The 17,419-nt window shown below is 48.9% G+C and carries 21 protein-coding genes and 1 riboswitch; of the genes, 13 read left to right on the top strand and 8 right to left on the bottom strand.

Going from position 1 to position 17,419, the window contains the following annotated elements; translation table 11 throughout:
* The first annotated feature begins 18 nt into the window (after positions 1–18).
* The 7 genes from ADS79_RS36515 (at position 19) to ADS79_RS02365 (ending at position 5,465) form a co-directional block, all read left to right on the top strand.
* Positions 19–243: an excisionase family DNA-binding protein gene (locus ADS79_RS36515; protein ID WP_328134648.1), complete on the top strand. Its 225-nt coding sequence runs from the start codon at positions 19–21 to the stop codon at positions 241–243.
* Between the two features lie 75 nt (positions 244–318).
* Positions 319–435: riboswitch (TPP riboswitch) on the top strand.
* Positions 436–578: 143 nt separating this feature from the next.
* On the top strand, positions 579–1,685 hold the full coding sequence (gene thiO / locus ADS79_RS02340) for a glycine oxidase ThiO (RefSeq protein ID WP_049736792.1): 1,107 nt from the start codon (positions 579–581) through the stop codon (positions 1,683–1,685).
* Between the two features lie 137 nt (positions 1,686–1,822).
* Positions 1,823–2,764 (top strand): LSm family protein, encoded by a 942-nt coding sequence (locus tag ADS79_RS35155; protein WP_049736793.1) that lies wholly within the window; start codon positions 1,823–1,825, stop codon positions 2,762–2,764.
* A 138-nt stretch (positions 2,765–2,902) separates the two neighbouring features.
* Complete coding sequence (locus ADS79_RS02350) at positions 2,903–3,298, top strand: YugN family protein (protein WP_049736794.1); 396 nt, start codon at positions 2,903–2,905, stop codon at positions 3,296–3,298.
* A 231-nt stretch (positions 3,299–3,529) separates the two neighbouring features.
* Positions 3,530–3,979 (top strand): NUDIX domain-containing protein, encoded by a 450-nt coding sequence (locus ADS79_RS02355; RefSeq protein WP_049736795.1) that lies wholly within the window; start codon positions 3,530–3,532, stop codon positions 3,977–3,979.
* A gap of 103 nt (positions 3,980–4,082) precedes the next feature.
* Positions 4,083–4,883 carry an NAD kinase gene (locus ADS79_RS02360; RefSeq protein WP_049736796.1) on the top strand — a complete coding sequence of 267 codons (801 nt, stop codon included), beginning with the start codon at positions 4,083–4,085 and terminating at the stop codon, positions 4,881–4,883.
* Between the two features lie 105 nt (positions 4,884–4,988).
* Positions 4,989–5,465 (top strand): YbaK/EbsC family protein, encoded by a 477-nt coding sequence (locus ADS79_RS02365; RefSeq protein WP_049736797.1) that lies wholly within the window; start codon positions 4,989–4,991, stop codon positions 5,463–5,465.
* Positions 5,466–5,564: 99 nt separating this feature from the next.
* On the opposite strand, the gene ADS79_RS02370 is transcribed toward ADS79_RS02365, so the two are convergent.
* From ADS79_RS02370 to ADS79_RS35520, 6 genes are all read right to left on the bottom strand, one after another.
* Positions 5,565–6,062, bottom strand: a complete 498-nt coding sequence (locus ADS79_RS02370) for a GNAT family N-acetyltransferase (RefSeq protein WP_049736798.1) — start codon at positions 6,060–6,062, stop codon at positions 5,565–5,567.
* 49 nt (positions 6,063–6,111) lie between these two features.
* Positions 6,112–6,846, bottom strand: a complete 735-nt coding sequence (locus ADS79_RS02375) for an exonuclease domain-containing protein (protein WP_049736799.1) — start codon at positions 6,844–6,846, stop codon at positions 6,112–6,114.
* 12 nt (positions 6,847–6,858) lie between these two features.
* Positions 6,859–8,028, bottom strand: coding sequence for a DUF294 nucleotidyltransferase-like domain-containing protein (locus ADS79_RS02380; protein ID WP_236699858.1), 1,170 nt, complete (start codon positions 8,026–8,028; stop codon positions 6,859–6,861).
* Positions 7,922–9,256: an ammonium transporter gene (locus tag ADS79_RS02385; RefSeq protein ID WP_049736801.1), complete on the bottom strand. Its 1,335-nt coding sequence runs from the start codon at positions 9,254–9,256 to the stop codon at positions 7,922–7,924. Before ADS79_RS02385 ends, ADS79_RS02380 begins: the two co-directional genes overlap by 107 nt.
* A 121-nt stretch (positions 9,257–9,377) precedes the next feature.
* Complete coding sequence (locus ADS79_RS02390; RefSeq protein WP_049736802.1) at positions 9,378–10,634, bottom strand: MFS transporter; 1,257 nt, start codon at positions 10,632–10,634, stop codon at positions 9,378–9,380.
* Between the two features lie 174 nt (positions 10,635–10,808).
* A complete protein-coding gene (locus tag ADS79_RS35520; RefSeq protein WP_162839501.1) occupies positions 10,809–10,973 on the bottom strand; it encodes a hypothetical protein in 165 nt (54 codons plus the stop codon).
* A gap of 164 nt (positions 10,974–11,137) precedes the next feature.
* Between ADS79_RS35520 and ADS79_RS02400 the strand changes: the two genes are divergently transcribed.
* Both ADS79_RS02400 and ADS79_RS02405 read left to right on the top strand, forming a co-directional pair.
* The gene (locus ADS79_RS02400) at positions 11,138–11,485 is read left to right on the top strand and encodes a toprim domain-containing protein (protein WP_049736804.1); all 348 of its coding nucleotides are present in this window, start codon (positions 11,138–11,140) and stop codon (positions 11,483–11,485) included.
* A gap of 128 nt (positions 11,486–11,613) precedes the next feature.
* Positions 11,614–11,838: a hypothetical protein gene (locus ADS79_RS02405; RefSeq protein WP_236699859.1), complete on the top strand. Its 225-nt coding sequence runs from the start codon at positions 11,614–11,616 to the stop codon at positions 11,836–11,838.
* A 53-nt stretch (positions 11,839–11,891) separates the two neighbouring features.
* On the opposite strand, the gene ADS79_RS02410 is transcribed toward ADS79_RS02405, so the two are convergent.
* The gene (locus tag ADS79_RS02410; RefSeq protein ID WP_049736806.1) at positions 11,892–12,671 is read right to left on the bottom strand and encodes an undecaprenyl-diphosphate phosphatase; all 780 of its coding nucleotides are present in this window, start codon (positions 12,669–12,671) and stop codon (positions 11,892–11,894) included.
* A gap of 202 nt (positions 12,672–12,873) precedes the next feature.
* Here ADS79_RS02410 and ADS79_RS02415 point away from each other — a divergent pair, with 202 nt between their 5' ends.
* From ADS79_RS02415 to ADS79_RS02425, 3 genes are all read left to right on the top strand, one after another.
* On the top strand, positions 12,874–13,797 hold the full coding sequence (locus ADS79_RS02415; protein WP_049736807.1) for a CvfB family protein: 924 nt from the start codon (positions 12,874–12,876) through the stop codon (positions 13,795–13,797).
* Positions 13,798–13,983: 186 nt separating this feature from the next.
* Positions 13,984–15,264 (top strand): sensor histidine kinase, encoded by a 1,281-nt coding sequence (locus ADS79_RS02420; protein WP_049736808.1) that lies wholly within the window; start codon positions 13,984–13,986, stop codon positions 15,262–15,264.
* Between the two features lie 69 nt (positions 15,265–15,333).
* On the top strand, positions 15,334–16,389 hold the full coding sequence (locus ADS79_RS02425) for a tetraprenyl-beta-curcumene synthase family protein (RefSeq protein WP_049736809.1): 1,056 nt from the start codon (positions 15,334–15,336) through the stop codon (positions 16,387–16,389).
* Between the two features lie 11 nt (positions 16,390–16,400).
* Here ADS79_RS02425 and ADS79_RS35160 read toward each other — a convergent pair whose 3' ends face one another.
* Positions 16,401–16,574, bottom strand: a complete 174-nt coding sequence (locus ADS79_RS35160; RefSeq protein ID WP_161807248.1) for a DUF5325 family protein — start codon at positions 16,572–16,574, stop codon at positions 16,401–16,403.
* A 118-nt stretch (positions 16,575–16,692) separates the two neighbouring features.
* Between ADS79_RS35160 and ADS79_RS02430 the strand changes: the two genes are divergently transcribed.
* Complete coding sequence (locus ADS79_RS02430) at positions 16,693–17,322, top strand: PilZ domain-containing protein (protein WP_049736810.1); 630 nt, start codon at positions 16,693–16,695, stop codon at positions 17,320–17,322.
* Positions 17,323–17,419: the final 97 nt, after the last annotated feature.

Raw genomic sequence — 17,419 nt, forward strand, 5'->3', positions numbered from 1 at the left:
CGAGACAATAAGACATATTTGACCGTAGCGGAGACAGCAGCCTATCTGGAGCTCCCTGAAACTTTTATTTTGGAGAAAATTAGCCAAGGGCGGATTCGTGCCGTTCACGATGGCAATGAATACTTGATCAACAAGGATCAGTTCAAGCACCATCTGGAGGAAATGCGCAAGCTGCGCGAGTACGAGGAAGCAGCCAGGCATGAGACGATTCCCGAAAGCTATGATGTAAAAGATGAAGACTAAGTCATTGTAAGACTTGTCAGATGGTTGCCAAGAGGACTATACTGGTCAATGAAAAGATCGAAAACGACATAACGAAGTAGCAACTCGGGGAGTCCTTCATGCGGGGCTGAGAGGATGGAAGCAAAAGACCATCGACCCATTGCACCTGATCCGGATCATGCCGGCGCAGGGATATGGTTGCCGGCAAAAACTGCGCCTTGTTTCCATGTATGCGTATGAGCCCACCTTTTCCTGCTTGGGAGATGGTGGGCTTTTTGATTTGCGTCAAGACGCTGCCTCTCCCCGTAGAAGATGACCTTGGTATGACCCGGACAAACACAGTGAGGAGAGAGAGCATGAGTGACTGTCTGGTAGTGGGTGGAGGAATTATTGGTCTTAGTCTGGCGTATGAGCTGTCACGACGCGGTATGGCTGTCACATTGGTTGAACAAGGCGAATGGGGCGGGCAGGCGTCTTCTGCGGCAGCAGGGATGCTGGCTCCTTTGAAAGAATTTACGGCTCCGGGACCGATGCTCGATATGGGGGTAGCTTCCCTGCGATTGTATCCGCAGTGGGCACAGACACTGGAGGAATTCACTGCAGGAGATGTGCAGGTAAGTCTGGAAGGTCTGCTTACCGTCGCATTGAATGAGGAAGAACAAGAGCAGCTGCAAACCAAATACCATTGGCAAAAGGAAAAAGGATACGCTGTACATTGGCTCACGGGAAAAGAGCTGACCGAGGTCGAGCCGATGCTGACCGACAACGCTCAGGCTGCCATCTATTCGCCTAGAGAAGGGCACATCAACAATCGCTTGCTGCTCCGGGCGTTGGTGACAGCGTGCCGACTGCAAGGCGTTAAGCTGCTCTCGGGATGTGTAGTGAGTGGAATTGCCGTCAAAGCCGGAAAGGTCATCGGGGTAGAAAGCTCCATGGGGCCGCTTCGTGCGGAGCAAACCGTGATTACTTCCGGTGCATGGGCCGGGATCATGCTAGAGATGCTGAACGTTTCCGTGCCTGTACGGCCTGTGCGCGGACAGATTGCAGCTGTCTCCTCCGTGGGGATACCACTTCGGACAGTCATTTTCGGGACGTCAGGCTATATTACGCCTAAAAAGGATGGAAAAATCGTGATTGGGGCCACAGAGGATGAAAGCGGCTTCCAACGTGAAGTAACAATGGCTGGCTTGGCCAGTATTTTAAATGGTGTCATGCCTTACGTTCCGGCATTGCACACAGCTGCGTTCCTGGAAGCATGGGGAGGTCTTCGCCCGGCGACGGCAGACGGTAAGCCGCTACTCGGCCCAATCCCAGGCTGGAGTGGACTCTCTATCGCAGGGGGGCATTTCCGCAACGGTATTTTGCTATCGCCGATCACGGCAAAGTGGATGGCAGATTATCTGGAGCAGGGCAGCACAGAGCATCTGGAGCCATTCTTGCCATCGCGTTTTATCAGCGAATAGCATCTGTTTTATGTTTTTCCAGGGTTTATGTAAATATCTTGTGTGGAAATTGGGCTAGTCCAGCCTATAATACGGTACACCTCCCCATAGGCACCTGTATATGGTAGTAGAGAACCATCAGAAGGGGAGGAGTTTCCATGCAGTCTGATGAAAAAAACCTATACCAGGCTGACATACAGACCGTCAGTCTGCTAAAGGATATGCGTGAAAATGTGCACAACATTTGCAAAGATTACGTGGAGCAAAAAGTGCGCATCGAAGCCATCGACGGGCAAGTCATTGAAGGTGTCATTGTCGATTATGACGATCAAAACGTATATGTTGAAGTAGAGGACCCAGATGCGGAAGAAGAAGTAGATGAATATGAGGACGATTACTATCAGGTGGAGCAAGTCGCCAGTCATCAAACCTATGCGGACTGGGGCGATCCTTATTTTTCACCGTATGATGTTTACTATCCATACCCTTACGGAGGTTACGATCCATACGGTGATATAAGTCCTTTTCCTGGAGGAAACGTAAGCCCGTATAGCAGCAGCAATAACCCGTTTCCGCAGGTAAGCCCGTACAGCAGCAGCAGCAACAATCCATTTCCGCGTGTAAGCCCGTACAGCAGCAGCAACAACCCGTTTCCACAAGTAAGCCCGTACAGTAGTGGCAAAAGACCATCACAAGTAAGTCCGTTTAGCACTGGGAAAAGACCATCGCCACAGGTAAGTCCGTTTAGCAGCAGCAGCAATCCATGCGTTCCGATCAGCCCATATGGAGAAAATCCGTACAGCCAGGTGAGTCCTTATAGTGGAATGAATACATTTCCACCACAAGTAAGTCCTTATATGGGCTTCAATCCATTCCCACCGTTTCCGCCTGTATCGTCATTCCCACCACCATTCCCTCCTCCATTTCCGCCACCGTTTCCACCACCGTTTCCACCACCACCGCAGCCGTGCCCGCCAATGGGGATATCGCCGCAACCATTGCCGCCTGTCATTGTTCCGAAAAAACGTCGACGTCGCTGCGGCGGTAGCAAAATCATCCCGCTGGCGTTGTTTACCCTGCTTACCATCGCCTTGCTCTAAAAAGAAAACGAGCAGCAAGTCTTTTGCCAAGCTTGGGCAGAGGGCTTGTTGTTCTTTTTCTTTTTAGGGGAGTACAACCAGCTATTTTGTCGCACATTAATAGAAGAACGGTTTCAAAGACAAAGGCAGGGATAGATAATGAAAACGATCAAAAGCAGCTTGCAGGGTACCAAAGGAACATACGGTTATCTTCAAGAAACGCTACCAAACTTCACCTTGGCCAATTGGGATTATGAGCATGGTTTTTTTGACCGAGTGCTGGATGACCAGAATATGGTTTATCTACGCTTGCCTGTAAAGGTAGTGTCTGGAGAACTGGACAGTGCAGATGCGTGGCTGGAGATTGGAGAACCGTTTGTTTTGCATCATGTCTATCAGATGGGCGTAGAAGAAGATATCGGGTACATGGAGCCCATGGTTTCGGGTGTGATGAATCAATTTCAGGAGCCAGTAGACAAGGACGCGCGGATTGATCCGAGATGGATCCGCAAGGCAGAGGCTATCGTAAGGGAATTGGAGAATCGTCTTGCATGAAGAACGGGCCTGAACGATAGGCCTGTTTTTTGTATACAAAGGAACGAATGAAATGCCGATCCAGTATATATACAGCTGCAGCTTCACAAAAGGCATTGGAGCCAGGCTTTCTCATTGTGGATTGGCAAGCAGGCCCTGGTTGCGGTTATGATAAAAGGGAAAAGCAGGAAAACTATTACAAACAGAGAATGTAGCCCATAGCCAAAAAATGGTTCAGGGAGAGTTGGAAGCATGAGGTGGTTCCATTCGCTTACAAGATGGTATTGGAAAATTCGCCGGCCGCTCACCTTGGGCACGAGAGTAATCGTTACCGATGAGCAAAAAGGCGTCCTGTTGATTCGTCACACCTATACGGTTGGCTGGTATTTGCCTGGTGGAGGAGTCGAGAAGGGCGAAACTTTCTTTGAAGCTGCCCGGCGGGAGCTTCGGGAGGAATGTGGGATTACCGCCCAGGTGCTTTCTTTGTGCCATCTTTTTTATAGTGAAAGAGAAGGGAAAAGGGACCACATTGCCCTTTTTCACGCACCATTGACGGGAGCGCAGGAGCCGAAGCGAGATCCGGTAGAGGTTGCGGAAATGCGTTTCTTTCCCTGGGACAAATTGCCAGGGGATTTGTCTCCAGCGACACGAAGGCGTTTGCATGAATTTCGGGAGCAAGTTTTTCAGGAAGAGAGATGGTAAGGAGAGGGGAATACATGCATCGTCCTTTTTCCTATGGTATAGTGAAAAAAACGAAGAGAGCTTACTTTAGCGCTTGGAAAGATAAAAGTGAGGGCAGATCAGCATGAAGATTGCGACTGTACTGCGAAATGATGATTACACGCGAGAAGTAGAAAGTGAATTGAAACAAAAAGTAAGGGCAGCTGACAGTCCGCATTGCTTCGTGTCTGGCCCTGACGATCATCCCGATATGGTCATTTCGATCGGGGGAGACGGGACGCTATTGGAAGCCGTCCATCAATATGGCGCTGAGCCTGCTTATGTGGGCATCCATACGGGACATCTCGGCTTCTACGCAGATTGGAGACCGGATGAGCTGGATGAATTCGTAGAGCGATTGGTCGAGCAAGAAGAACCAGCGATTGCTGAATACCCGACCGTCCAATGCCGAATAGAGACACGAGATGGTCAACAATACGATAAATGGGCCCTTAATGAGCTGGTGCTGCGCAATGCATCGTTATCGACGCTGGTGACGTGCGTTTATATTAACGGAGATGAGCTCGAAACGTTTCGTGGCGACGGTCTGATTGTTTCCTCGCCGTCTGGCAGTACGGCCTATAACAAAGCGGTAGACGGAGCCATCGTCCATCCATCGATCGAGGCTATTCAGCTGTCTGAGATTGCATCGATTAACAACCAGGCTTATCGTACGGTCAACAGCTCCCTTGTTTTGCCGAAGCATCATGAGGTAGAGCTGATTGTGATGAATCCCGAGATCATGATTGGATTGGATCGTGAGCAGGCTGTCTGGAAGGATGTCCGTTCCATTATGTGTCGGGTAGGCCAGGAAAAAATCAAGTTTGCCCGCTACAAGAGACTGACATTTTGGAGCAGGGTACGCAAGTCGTTTATCAAAGGATAAGAAATTTGGCCGGATAAAAGAGCGGTGTGGTTCCGAAGCCAGTGGAGCCATACTGCTTTCTTGTATTTGTTGAAAGGAAATAGAGCAGGTCAGGAGGCAAGAAAAATGAGTAGTCGTCCATTGGAAAAGGTTCGCGCCTATGTTCAGCGTTATCAACCAGAGCTGGAGCCGATTATTTTTGAGGAGCCTTTGCCCACATCAGAAATTGCTGCCCAGGCACTGGGGGTGGAGGTAGGTCAGATTGCCAAATCGATCCTGTTTCGTGCGGGTGAGAAATACGCGATGTTTGTCGCTGCTGGCGATGTGCGCATTCATTCAAAACGGGTCAAAGCAGCACTAGGCTCTGGAAAAACAAAAATGGCTTCACCGGAAGAAGTAGTAGAGGTGACCGGCTATCAGGTAGGCGCGGTGTGCCCGTTTGCCCTCGAAGTAGACGTTCCGATTTTTGTGGATCGGTCCTTGCAGCGTTTTTCTCATGTGTACACAGCAGCGGGAGTACCTGAATCGCTTCTGCCTGTGACGTACGAGGTATTGCTGCAAATGACGGGAGCAGAGGAGATCGATGCCGCATCTGCGGAGTAGAAAGTGTGTTAGAGAGAAGTGGTTGGAGCTTGCGAATGGACCACGAAAAAAGTCAAAAGCCCATGAATGACAATGGCGCTTTTGACTTTTTTATTGGGACTACTGATTCTCCAGCAGAAGCTGATAAAAATGAACATCCTGCCATTCACCGAATTTAAACCCAACCTCGCGAAACTGTCCGATGAAATGAAACCCGAATTTTTGATGAAGCGCGATACTCGCTTCGTTGCCTCCTACAATCCCGCTTATGACGGTATGGTAGCCTAGCTGTGCGGCACGTTGAAGGATGACAGCCATCAGTGCTGTTCCCACCCCTTTTCCGCGCACATCATCTGCCACGTAAACCGATAGCTCGGTTGATTGGGCATATGCGGGCTTCTCCCGAAAAGTAGACAGGCAGCTATAGCCAACAATCTTCCCTTCGGATTCAGCGACGAGCAGCGGGTAGTTTTCCCCGTGCTTGTAAAACCAGATTTCTCGCTGCTCCAGGCTCTGCTCCTCCAAATCAAACGTGGCGACCAGATTTCGAATCGCATGGTTGTAGATGTGAAGCATGGCTGGCAAATCATCAATAACGGCATCTCGAATGCGTATCATGTGCTAGGAACTCCTTTTTATGAAAAATATACGTTGTCAATCAACATATCTAGCGGAGAGCTTCGTATATCTGTCGTAAATTCGTAAATCCGACTGCTTGCGCTTTGGTTACATACTTTCCCCACAAAGTCCCGGCGGCTACGGCATCGCAATACGCATGATGGCGGCGAGATATCGGGATGTCATGCATGGCGCAAAGGGCGTCCAGTGAACCGTTGCCGACAGGGCTGCTGAGTAACCGGATGAACAGCATCGTGTCGAGCATACGATGGGTAAGCGGACGGCGGCTGGTCTTCCATAATCCGGCGCGAAAAAATTCTCTTTCATGTCGGGAGTGGTGGGCAACCAGTGGACGGTCTCCGACGTAGCGGAAAAATCGCGCCAGAACCTGCACCAGCTCAGGGGCATCCTGCACCATTTCATCGGTTATCCCGGTCAGAGAACGGATATGAGGAGGGATAGATCGCCCTGGTTTCACCAGTGTGTAAAAAGAATCGCCAAGCAATAACCGATCTCCCTTCATCGCTACCGCCCCGATGGAAATCATTTCGTCGCCATGATCGGGATAAAAGCCCGTTGTCTCCAGATCGACAACGACAACCTCCATCTCCGCAAGCAGAATATCGACACTGGAATCTGCCTCCTTACGTTCTTTGCTTAACGAGCGCAAATAAGCCAGATGGTGCTTATCTCCTTCGATATGGCCTGTTTCCCAGCCTTTTACGCCTCTCGCTGATTCGCGGTTCAGGTGCCAAATGCGTCTCAAAAGCTCCCATTGTGCCATGGTTGTACCCTCCTATCCATGATGGACGGACGGAAGCTTAGCTGTCATTCGTTGCAGGCGTATCGCTAGCTTCATCGCAGTCTTTGCCATTACGCTGGTATCAGCAGACAGTTCTTTGAGCTTTACATAGCTGTTGTTCACGTATTGACGGTCTTCCCAGTGCAGGGGCGGAACCAGACGTAATCCAAGTAGTTGGCGAAAATGGTCTTCTACCTCGTCGCAAAAGCTTCTACTCCATAGGCCGCGCTCTCGCAAGGCTGCGATCCGCTCCAAGGTCGTACTGGCAAAAATCCCATGGGAGAGGGCGAAGTGCCTGACACAGTTAACGATAGGTAGGTAGATGCCGTATTTTACGTTAACTGCCCCTCGAAAGCGGCCTGTCACCTCCGGCAAAATTCTGCCAAACAAGCCAAGCGGTACACGGTAGTGCAGCGTATTGCTGGCCAGACGACTGAGCAGGTAAGGGTTATTGGCGAGCAATTGGCGCAGGTGCAAGAAAACAGGTGCAAAGACCGATGATTCCCCCCATAGAACTCGGACATCACACGTAAGCAGTAAATAGCGCGCATGCTCCCACGTGGGGTGCGACGCCCAGCGATCCAACTGGTCCAGCCAATGCTCGACGCTTCCACGCCATTTTGCCGAGACGCAGGTGACGTTTCCCTGGCAAGGGGGATAGCCGAGTTCTTCCAGCCCAGTAACGATGGTGGCTCCTAACTGATGGAAATAGGCATGCACCTTTTCAATTTCGGGCGCATCCAAGTGTGGTGGAATGGAATAGACCAAGCCGTTATCCTGGTCACTCACGATGGCTTGCTCAGACCGTCCCCCACTGCCAAACTGCAAAAAGGCAAATGGAACGGGGGGAGTGCCGGCCCCTCTTTTTACCAGCTCGTTGACAGCGAGTAGCACCCCTTGTCTGATCATGCAGTCATGAATCAAATTGACCACAATTGAGAAAGGAGCGAGCTCCTTGGAACGGGTGACCAGCCGAAGCGGTTCCGAATCCAGCAGTTGCTCGCGAATGCCGGACAGCTCGCGAAAGGAGGACGTCCTTTGAATCCTCTCAATTTGCTCAGGAGAGAGTGTGAGAGGCATTGCTTCTGACCGCGGCGTGGGGCTGTATGCGCTCAGGCTGGAGTAGTTCGGGATAGCCGTATCCCCCATGTTCGCTAAGATCAAGACCAACCACCTCTTCTTCCTCAGTGACTCGAAGACCAATCGTTACTTTCAGGATCGATAAAATAAGAAATGCGACAATAAAAACATAGGCCATTGACCCGATCAAACCGAGAGCTTGTATCCCTAATTGATGAAAGCCGCCGCCGTAAAATAGCCCTGCACCACCAACACCTACTTTTTCAGCCAGCTCAGGTGTTGCAAACAGGCCGGTTGACAATGTCCCCCAAATACCAGCTACGCCGTGAACGGAGAAAGCAAACACCGGATCATCAATTCCCATGCGATCAAACCAGATGGAAGTGAAGAATGTCAAAATACCTGACACGAAACCGATCAAGACAGCAGCCCACGGATCGACGAAGGCGCAAGAAGCCGTGATTGCTACCAGAGCCGCCAGTACCCCGTTTAACATGCTCGGGATGTCTGCTTTGCCCATTACAATCCAGGAGATTGCGAGTGCAGCAACAGCTCCGGCCGCCGTGGCCAGATTTGTTGTAACAGCTACATAGCCGAAGAAGCCGGAAGTGCTGCCAAGAGTGGAGCCGGCATTAAAGCCAAACCAGCCAATCCATAGAAAGAGTACACCCAAAACCGAATAGACCTGATTGTGCCCCGGTATCAGATTGGAGCTGCCGTCACGATTGTATTTGCCGATCCGTGGCTTCAACAAAATCGTAGCGACCAGTGCGACAATAGCCCCCTGCAGGTGGACAACAGTCGAGCCAGCAAAATCCTGCATACCGAGCCGGGCTAACCAACCGCCACCCCAAACCCAGTGACCGACAACGGGATAAATGAGAACGGTAAACAAGACGCTGAACAGAAAGTAAATCGATAGCTTGGCACGCTCGGCGAAGCCGCCCCAAGAGATGGCGAGAGATACAGCAGCAAAGGCTAGCTGAAATAAAAAGAGGATCGAGATAGGCATGGAAGACGCAGAAAAAGCGGAGAAAGAGTCAGTTTGTGTCCCATCGAAGAAGAAGCCGGAGAGCCCGATAAATGAGTTTCCATCGCCAAAGGTAAGACCAAAGCCCAGGGCCCAAAATGCAATCGAGCATATGCCGAACGTCAGAATCGTCTTCCCTGCGACGTGTCCGGCATTTTTCATACGAGTCGACCCAGCCTCTAAAAGGGCAAAGCCAACTTGCATGAGGATCACCAAAATTGCGGATACCATGACCCATGTGGCATCAATGGCAGCAGAGAGTTGCGCAAGAGTCGGTTCCATTCCATCCACTCCTTTTTTGTGTTAGAAAATCTAACATCATTTTATTTATGTCAGATTATATGACGCGAAATTATGAATTGCAATGCTTTTTTCACAAAAGAAAAAACACCAATCACTGCTGTTACGCAGAATGTGATTGGTGTTCTTGATCTATAAGGTGATGGGTGCGTCGCTCCATGACAAATCCGATGAAGCAGATCAAGGCGAGGAACAATCCGCTTATAAGGAATAGCTGTTCAACCGGTAATTTGCCAAGCCAGATTGCCCCAAGAATGCTGGAGAGCATCCCGAAAAACGTGAACAACAGCATGTTGATAGCAAATACCTTGCCTGTATTCTCGTTCGTTGCTTTCAACTGAATAGCGGTAACGGTAGGGATTCCGGAAAAGGGCCCGCCAACGCCGGCAATTGCCGCTGCGAGGAAGGCGATCCAATGGCTCGTACTACCGATAGTCAGGAGCAAAAATCCGGCTGCTTGGAACGACCACCCGATCAAAATGACGAACAAGTGCCTGGTGTAGTAGGCGCGCGCCATGTAGAGACTGCCGAGCAAGTTCCCGATGCCGTAAAATCCGATCAGGATCGCCAATGTACTTCCGTTGCCTTGCTCGATTCGCTCCGCGAGGAATGGGAAGCCCACGTTGTAGCAGATGACCCAGACGATGAAGCCCAGATTGCTGAATAACAAAACCAGAAAAAGGAGCTTGTTACGCTTTATTTCGCCGAGTCCAAGGGCAATGTCGTTTACATATTGCTTTGGCGTCATTTTACTCGCGGCTGATTCGGAACGATTATGTAGGGAGCTGCGAATTGCATAAAGAAAAAAGACCGATACGAGATAGCTTGCTGCATTGACAAAAAACAGGGTCGATAGCGGCACCGAAGCTGCGAGCAAACCGATCGTCATGGGTGCCAAAATTCGCACGGTTCGAAAGGTTGTGTCTGATATCGCGTTGGCTTTGCCGAGCTGCTCTAGCGGGACAATTGCTTTCAGCGCAACAGTCCGAGATGGCTGAAACAGGCTTGAAAACAATCCAAGTAAAAACTGTGCGGCCAAAAAGAAGGAAAATTGTTCAATGCCAAGCAGTGCCATAATGCCTACAGTAATGACTACGATGATCCGCGCAAGGTCTGCCCCTACCATTAACAGTTTAGGGTTGTACCGGTCTGCCAGCACACCACCGATCAAATAAAATAGCAGGCCGGCGACCATTTCTGGAATAGCGAGGAGGCTTAAGGCAGTTCCTGATTTGGTAGCTTGAAGCAGGTACCAAAGCAAGGCAAAGCTGTAGCATTGATCCCCGATGTTGGCAGTCAGCTGAGCTAGCCAAAGCTTCAGGAACGATGCGTTTTTCCATAAAGATGTGGATGCTTCCACAAGAAATCTCTCCGTCCTGTAACGATTGATGTAGAGTTTTAACTTCGCGTATCTGCTTCTCCATGAGAAGGCTTCGATAGATTTTTTTCTTAGCGTAGCAAGGCTTAGAAGGAAAGTAAAGAAGAAGTGAAAAACAGCAAAAAAAGCCGATTTCTCGGCTTTTCCGCCCCCCTTTTATTGTTGCTCGATCTGATTGTCAGCGGTATTGTGGTCTACGCGCTGCTTGGAGGCGCCTTGATTTTCTTCTGTGTGGGTGTCATCAGCAACGGTACTGCTCGTCAAGCCAGCAACAGCCAGTCCTTTTTGATTCAAGTTTTTTGCACTTTTCCATTTCGCCATAACAAGAAGCACCCCTTTTAAAAATTTATCTGCTATCCACAAGCTTACGATGCCATACAGATGGATCATGTACTCAGGCACATTTTCCCGAAAGCTGTTTTCTAAGCACAGATAGCAGGTATACTTACTACAGTAGAGGCTTTTGTGAAAAGGAGGATGGCGACATGGATGAATGTGTCATCATCGTCGAAGGCAAGACAGACAAGGAGCGGTTGCTGCGTGTGCTGGCAGAGCCCATTACCATTATTTGCACGTACGGCTCGTATAGCATAGAAAAAGGGGAGCAGCTTGCCGAGAAAACACAGTCAGCGAGTGAAATATACCTATTTACAGATGAGGATTACAGCGGAAAAAAGCTGCGCTCACATTTAATGGAGGACTTTCCTGATGCGATCCATCTCCATACGCAAAAAATGTATGGGGAAGTGGCGAATACTCCACTTGAGGTTTTGGCAGAGATATTGGAGCGTGCAGGGTTTGCGGTGAACGTACCTACCCAGGAGCTGGAATGACGCTCGGGGGATAAAACACCTTTTCATCGGCTATAACAGTAGTAGAGGAAGTTCAAAAAGTCTCGAAGACATTGCTGCTGTTTCTTGCAATGGAACTGATTTCTTGAACAGGTCCAGCAGATGGATTGGTGGAGGTGCAAGGCATTTTGCGTAGCCTGATGACATTTTTTAATCGAATGAACATCCTGGTGTGGCTACTGGGGATTTTTATTGGTCACGCCGCTCTTTATCTTATTTTGGGAACTGCTACCTGGCTTGCCACATCGCTTTTGGCGACCGCATTTTATGGAATTATTTTGTTGGTTGGCAAACTGATTGCGAGCCGATACCCTGACAAGGAAGAGAGCAGATAAGAAGCCGGCTGGGGTGACAGCCGGCTTTTTTGCACAGATAGTAGTGCCTGCGACTACAGTCCATAAAATTGCAGGGCGAGAATAACAATTCCCAGGATCCAGACGTAAATGGCAAAGCCTTTCATGGAGCCTGAGCTAATGATTTTCATCATCCAGCGAATGGCGAAATAACCGGCAATTCCCGAGCAGATCGTTCCGACAAGCATGGGTGCGAGCAGAGAGGTTTCGAGCGGAGCTTTTACCAGCTTGACGGTTTGTAACAAACAAGCGCCGAGGATGGCAGGCAAGGAAAGCAAAAATGAAAAACGAGCAGCCTCCGCTCGTTCGATTCCTCGCATGAGTGCACCAGCAATCGTCAGCCCTGAGCGCGAGATGGCGGGAAGAATCGCTGCTCCCTGCAAAGTGCCAATGATGAGGGCATCCGTATAGCTGATATCATCAAATGTGCGATGCCCGCGGCGCATAGACTCGACACCCCATAGAATGGCACCCGTCACGAGAAACTCCCAGCCGATGGTAACACCGGTTTGCGATATTTCCTCGAAGTAGTCTTCAAAGGCAAGACCGATGACGGCGGTTGGAATGGTTCCGACGAATAACAGCTTTGTCAGCTTGCTAAAAGGGTTTGTCAAAATAAACCGAATCTGTGGCCAAAAGACGATCACCACAGCAATCAACGTCCCGAAGTGGAGCATCGTATCGAAGAGAAGACCGACCTCCTGCAAGCCGAATAGCTTGCGAAACAAGACGAGATGGCCTGTACTGGAGATCGGTAAAAACTCAGTCAAGCCTTGGACAATTCCCAAAAAGATATGCTCGAGCAAAAGCAGCATCGCCAAAGGTCACTCCTATCTGCGTCAGGGTAGAGGGGATCATGGTGGGAGAAGTGTAAGCCAAGCCCTTATTGCTATATGTATGAATGGCAGGATCAGACTTGCCAACTTTGCAAAAAGAGGTAAAAAAAGTTGTGGTATTTTCATCTGTTTGACGGGTATAGTTAGGGTGCATAGAGGAAGAGAGCGAGGATAAGAACGAATGTACAATGGAAGAAGACCAGAACGACAAAAAGTCGCACCAAAAGTCGCGTCCCCAAGCAATTTGATGGCGGGAATGACTCTGGAAATGACAGTATCCCGTCAAACTGACATCGGATATTTTTTGCGTTCAGGCAAGGATGAAGTGTTTCTTCACGTAAATGAAGCGCGTGGACATTTGCATATGGACGAAGAGGTTGAGGTATTTTTATACCACGATCATGAAAATCGACTGGCTGCGACGATGGCTCTGCCATATGTCGCCATGGGCGAGTACGGATGGCTCGAGGTAGTCGATATTTCTCCGCGGATGGGTGTCTTTTTGGACAACGGAATCAACAAGGACCTGCTTTTGTTCATCGATGACCTGCCAAAGCTCAGCGATGAATGGCCGCGTCCTCAAGATCGTTTGCTTGTTGCTTTGAAGCGCGATAAGCTCGGCAGACTGCTCGCAAAGCCTGTGACGGAAAATGAGATTACACAATTCTCTGTACCTGCGGATGCCCGGATGAAAAACAAACAGGTCGAAGCTACTGTGTACAAGGTCATTCAGGCAGGGGCCTTTTTGCTGACAGAGGACGATCACATTTTGTTTATTCATCGAGACGAGATGGATGGGCGCATGAGAATGGGGCAAACGGTGAGCTGCCGAGTCAGCTATGTGCGCGAGGATGGGCGTCTGAATGGCTCGATGAAGGAGCGGAAAGAAGTCAAATATGGCGAAGATGCAGACAAGCTGCTCGAGTATTTGAATAGCCGCAACGGTGCCATGCCGTATACGGACAATACAGAGGCTGATATCATTCGTGAAAAGTTTCAAATGAGCAAGTCCAGCTTCAAGCGAGCGCTCGGCAAGCTGATGAAAGAGCGCCGTGTGGAGCAAGTGGATGGCTGGACGAAAGTCATCGATAATCAACCATTGTAAAAAGCAAACCCTCCCTGGTGTTTGGGTTCCTGTGAATGGAACGAATGCCAGGGAGTTTTTTTGAGTCTGTGGCCTCTGAAGCTGTTGCTAAAAACTCTATCTGCCAATTGTATTTTAATGGTCTACCTCTAGGAAAATATAGTAAAATAGGAATATTACTGATAGAGAGAGCGGGCATATGTCTTGATGAGAGAAAGTATAGCCATTCTTTTGCTTATGCTGCTTGCCGTCCCGATTGCGGGGGAGCTGAAGTTTCACCCGTTTCAGGATGAGTTTCGCATCAGCTTTGGTACCACTGCGTTTTTCTTTTTTTTGCTGTGGCTGCGCCCTTCTTTACTAGCAGGTGTATTAACGGGAATAATTGTCGTTTTATTTCGAATTCTCCTTGATTTTTCGTATCTCGATACCTTTTCCTTCCTGCAATCCTTTCGCATGCATATGCCGGCCTTCTTTTTTTATGCCACGTTTGCTTGTCTTTTTTCGTTTTTCCGTGTGAATACGCTGCATCATCGGCCATTGCTGGTAGGTATTTTAGGAACGGTAGCAGAAATCGCTGCCAATTTAGTCGAGCTTTCCTTTCGCTCTCCATCGTGGGAGGGGGTTTGGCAATTATCCGTTGTGAGTCAGATTGCTGTCATCGCCCTCATTCGCAGTTTTTTTGTGCTCAGCTTTTTCAGCATGATTCAGCTTCGACACGCCAAATGGATGGAGCGAGAGCAGCGAATTCGTAACGAACGCGTCCTGATGCTTGTTTCCAATATGTACGAGGAATCGATTCTTTTGAAAAAAACATTGTACCAGGTGGAGGACATCACGCGGGATTGCTATGAGCTGTATCGTGAAATGAAGGAACAGTCCGTGATTGCGGGTGGTGAAAAATATGCTAAAAAGCTACTGCTCATCGCAGGGCAGGTCCATGAGGTGAAAAAGGATAATCAGCGGATTTATGCAGGCCTCTCGAAGCTGATTTCCGATGAGAATGCTCGCGATTATATGCCACTTGGAGAACTTGTGTCCATTGTGGTGCGTGCGCAGGAAAAATATGCACGTCTGCTGGGCAAACCCATTCATTTCACGTCCAATGTGGCGAATCCTTATGTATCATGTCATATTTATACGACCCTGTCACTCGTCAACAATTTGGTTGCCAATAGCGTGGAAGCCATCGAGGAACGGGGCATGGTATCCATTGTTGTGACGATGAATGAAACAGAAGAGTGGATTCGATTCTGTATTGCAGATGACGGCCCGGGAATAGCTGTACAAGACGTGGAGCTGGTGTTCCTTCCGGGATTTACTACAAAATATGATGAACAGGGCAACCCTTCAACGGGAATTGGCTTGTCCTATGTCAAGGAAATGGTTATGAATCTGCAAGGGAACATTGATATCTCTGATACCTCAGAAGGATACAATACTTTATTTGACATTCGCTTGCCAGTCGCAAGCTTAGTACAGAAAGGGTGAGCGCATTGGCTTTTGGAGCAAGCCTCTAAATGTGGTAAGATATCTCTATTGTTGTTGGGAGGGAAGCTAGTGAGCGAACTACGTAATCCGTGGCAGTTACTATACCGAGTTTATCGCCATGTTCAACCTGTGCTGGAGCGGGAGTTTGCAGCCTGGTATAAAAAGGCACAGGCGATTCCCAACCCGGAGCTACGGAAGCAAGCACAAGACAGCATGGATTCCAAAAAGTTTCATTGCCAAGGCGGATGTGTGTACGCAGCGCAGGTCGTTGGGCACGTAGAAACAATCGTGCCTTTGATCGTTGCTTATCAAACTATTAGCGATTACCTGGACAACTTGTGTGATCGCAGTACATCGCTTGATCCAAAAGATTTCCGACAGCTGCACATATCCATGCAGGATGCGTTGACACCTGGTGCTCCACTGCGGGATTACTACCTGTATCGGGAGGACAAGGATGATGGTGGATTCCTCGCTAATCTCGTCCAAACCTGTCAAAAGTATGCAGCCCGACTGCCTGCCTACGATAAGGTGATGACTCAGGTGCTGGAGTTTTCCTGTTTGTATAGCGATCTGCAGGTGTATAAGCATATCGATCCAAAGCTGCGCGAGCAAGAGCTTTTCGCATGGTGGGATATACATAAGGAAAGGTATAGCTATCTGCAATGGCAGGAATTCGCCGCTGTGACAGGCTCTACGATCGGGATTTTTGCCCTGTTTTGTATGGCGACGGATTTGACAGTGAAGGAAGAGCAGATTGAAGTTGTGAGTGAGGCTTATTTTCCGTGGATGTGTGGTTTACACATTTTACTCGACTATTTGATTGATCTTGAGGAAGACAGGCTAGGTGGAGATTTAAACTTTGTCAGCTACTATTCGTCCGAGGATGAAGCGACTGAACGCTTGCAATTTTTCATTCAGCAAGCAAAGGCAAGCGTTAGACGCTTGCCAAATCCTGCATTTCACCGTATGATCGTTGACGGGCTAGTTGCATTTTATCTGGCGGATCGCAAGGTAAATCGCAGCCAGCCACGCATTTATACCATAGCCAAACAACTGTTAAAACAGGCAAAGGGCTTGCCTTCCGTCCTGTTTTATGTGAACAGCTTACTTGTAAGGCGATAACGGAGAAGAGGTTAGCGCATATGCTTGCGCTTGTACGAAAAGCCAAATCCCATCAATGAGAAGGCAACTACGATACAACCAAGGATACCGAGGGGACTTTTCTCCCCGATGGCAATGCCAACTCCGATGAGACAGGCGGTTACGCAAAATGCCAAAGCCAGTGTTACCATTTGATAACGATTCATCGGTCTGTAACCTCCTATCTGTCAATGTTCCCATTATACCTTATTTTCCGCGAAAAATATCAAGGGAAAGATTCCGGAAAACCCGGTAAAATATTGTGCGAAGTGGTGGATACCGCAGATGGAAAGCATTTTACAATTCAAAAAGAATAATCGGATGTTTGAAGGGAAAGTAACCTACGAAGAAGGAGACCTGATAGAAGTAGTCTTTTCTTCTCCGATGGATGTGACGGTGGGAGACCAGCTCCCCTGTTTACTGACTGCTGATTATGAGACGATTAGTAATTTTGATGCGGTCGTAGTGGCAAAAGACCAGAATCGGCTATTTTTGTTTCATTCGCCGACCGCTACGGAGTTTCGTGAGCAACGCAGACGCTATCCCCGGTTTGATATGGAGGTAAAGGGCTGGATTCAATATCCGACCCAGGAGCCTGATTCGCTATTTTCTGTCTACAGCAATATGGTTGATCTCGTAAACCTGAGCTTGGGTGGACTCGCTTTTCGGACGGACAAACCGATTCCTTGTGAACAAGGGCTTGTTTTTTCTGTAGAATTGTATGGACGCAATCGCCCGGATGGAGTGGTCAAGGCAGAGCTGAAAATCATTCATGAGCGTATCGAAGGCCCTCATTATTTATTTGGTGGTACAATCAAAGGAATTAATGCACGACACTTCCACAATCTGCGCAAATATATCTTGCATCGGCAAATCGAAGAACGCAGGCAAGTCAAAATTGATAAGCCGCTTTGATCGTAGGATCACCATGAGAAAGCATCCTTGAGAAGGCCTCAGCTGAGGTTTTCTTTTCGTTTTTTTATAAAGTTACCTAGGTAATTAATTGACGGAT

This window comes from Brevibacillus reuszeri, from assembly GCF_001187725.1.
GTDB classification, from domain to species: domain Bacteria; phylum Bacillota; class Bacilli; order Brevibacillales; family Brevibacillaceae; genus Brevibacillus; species Brevibacillus reuszeri.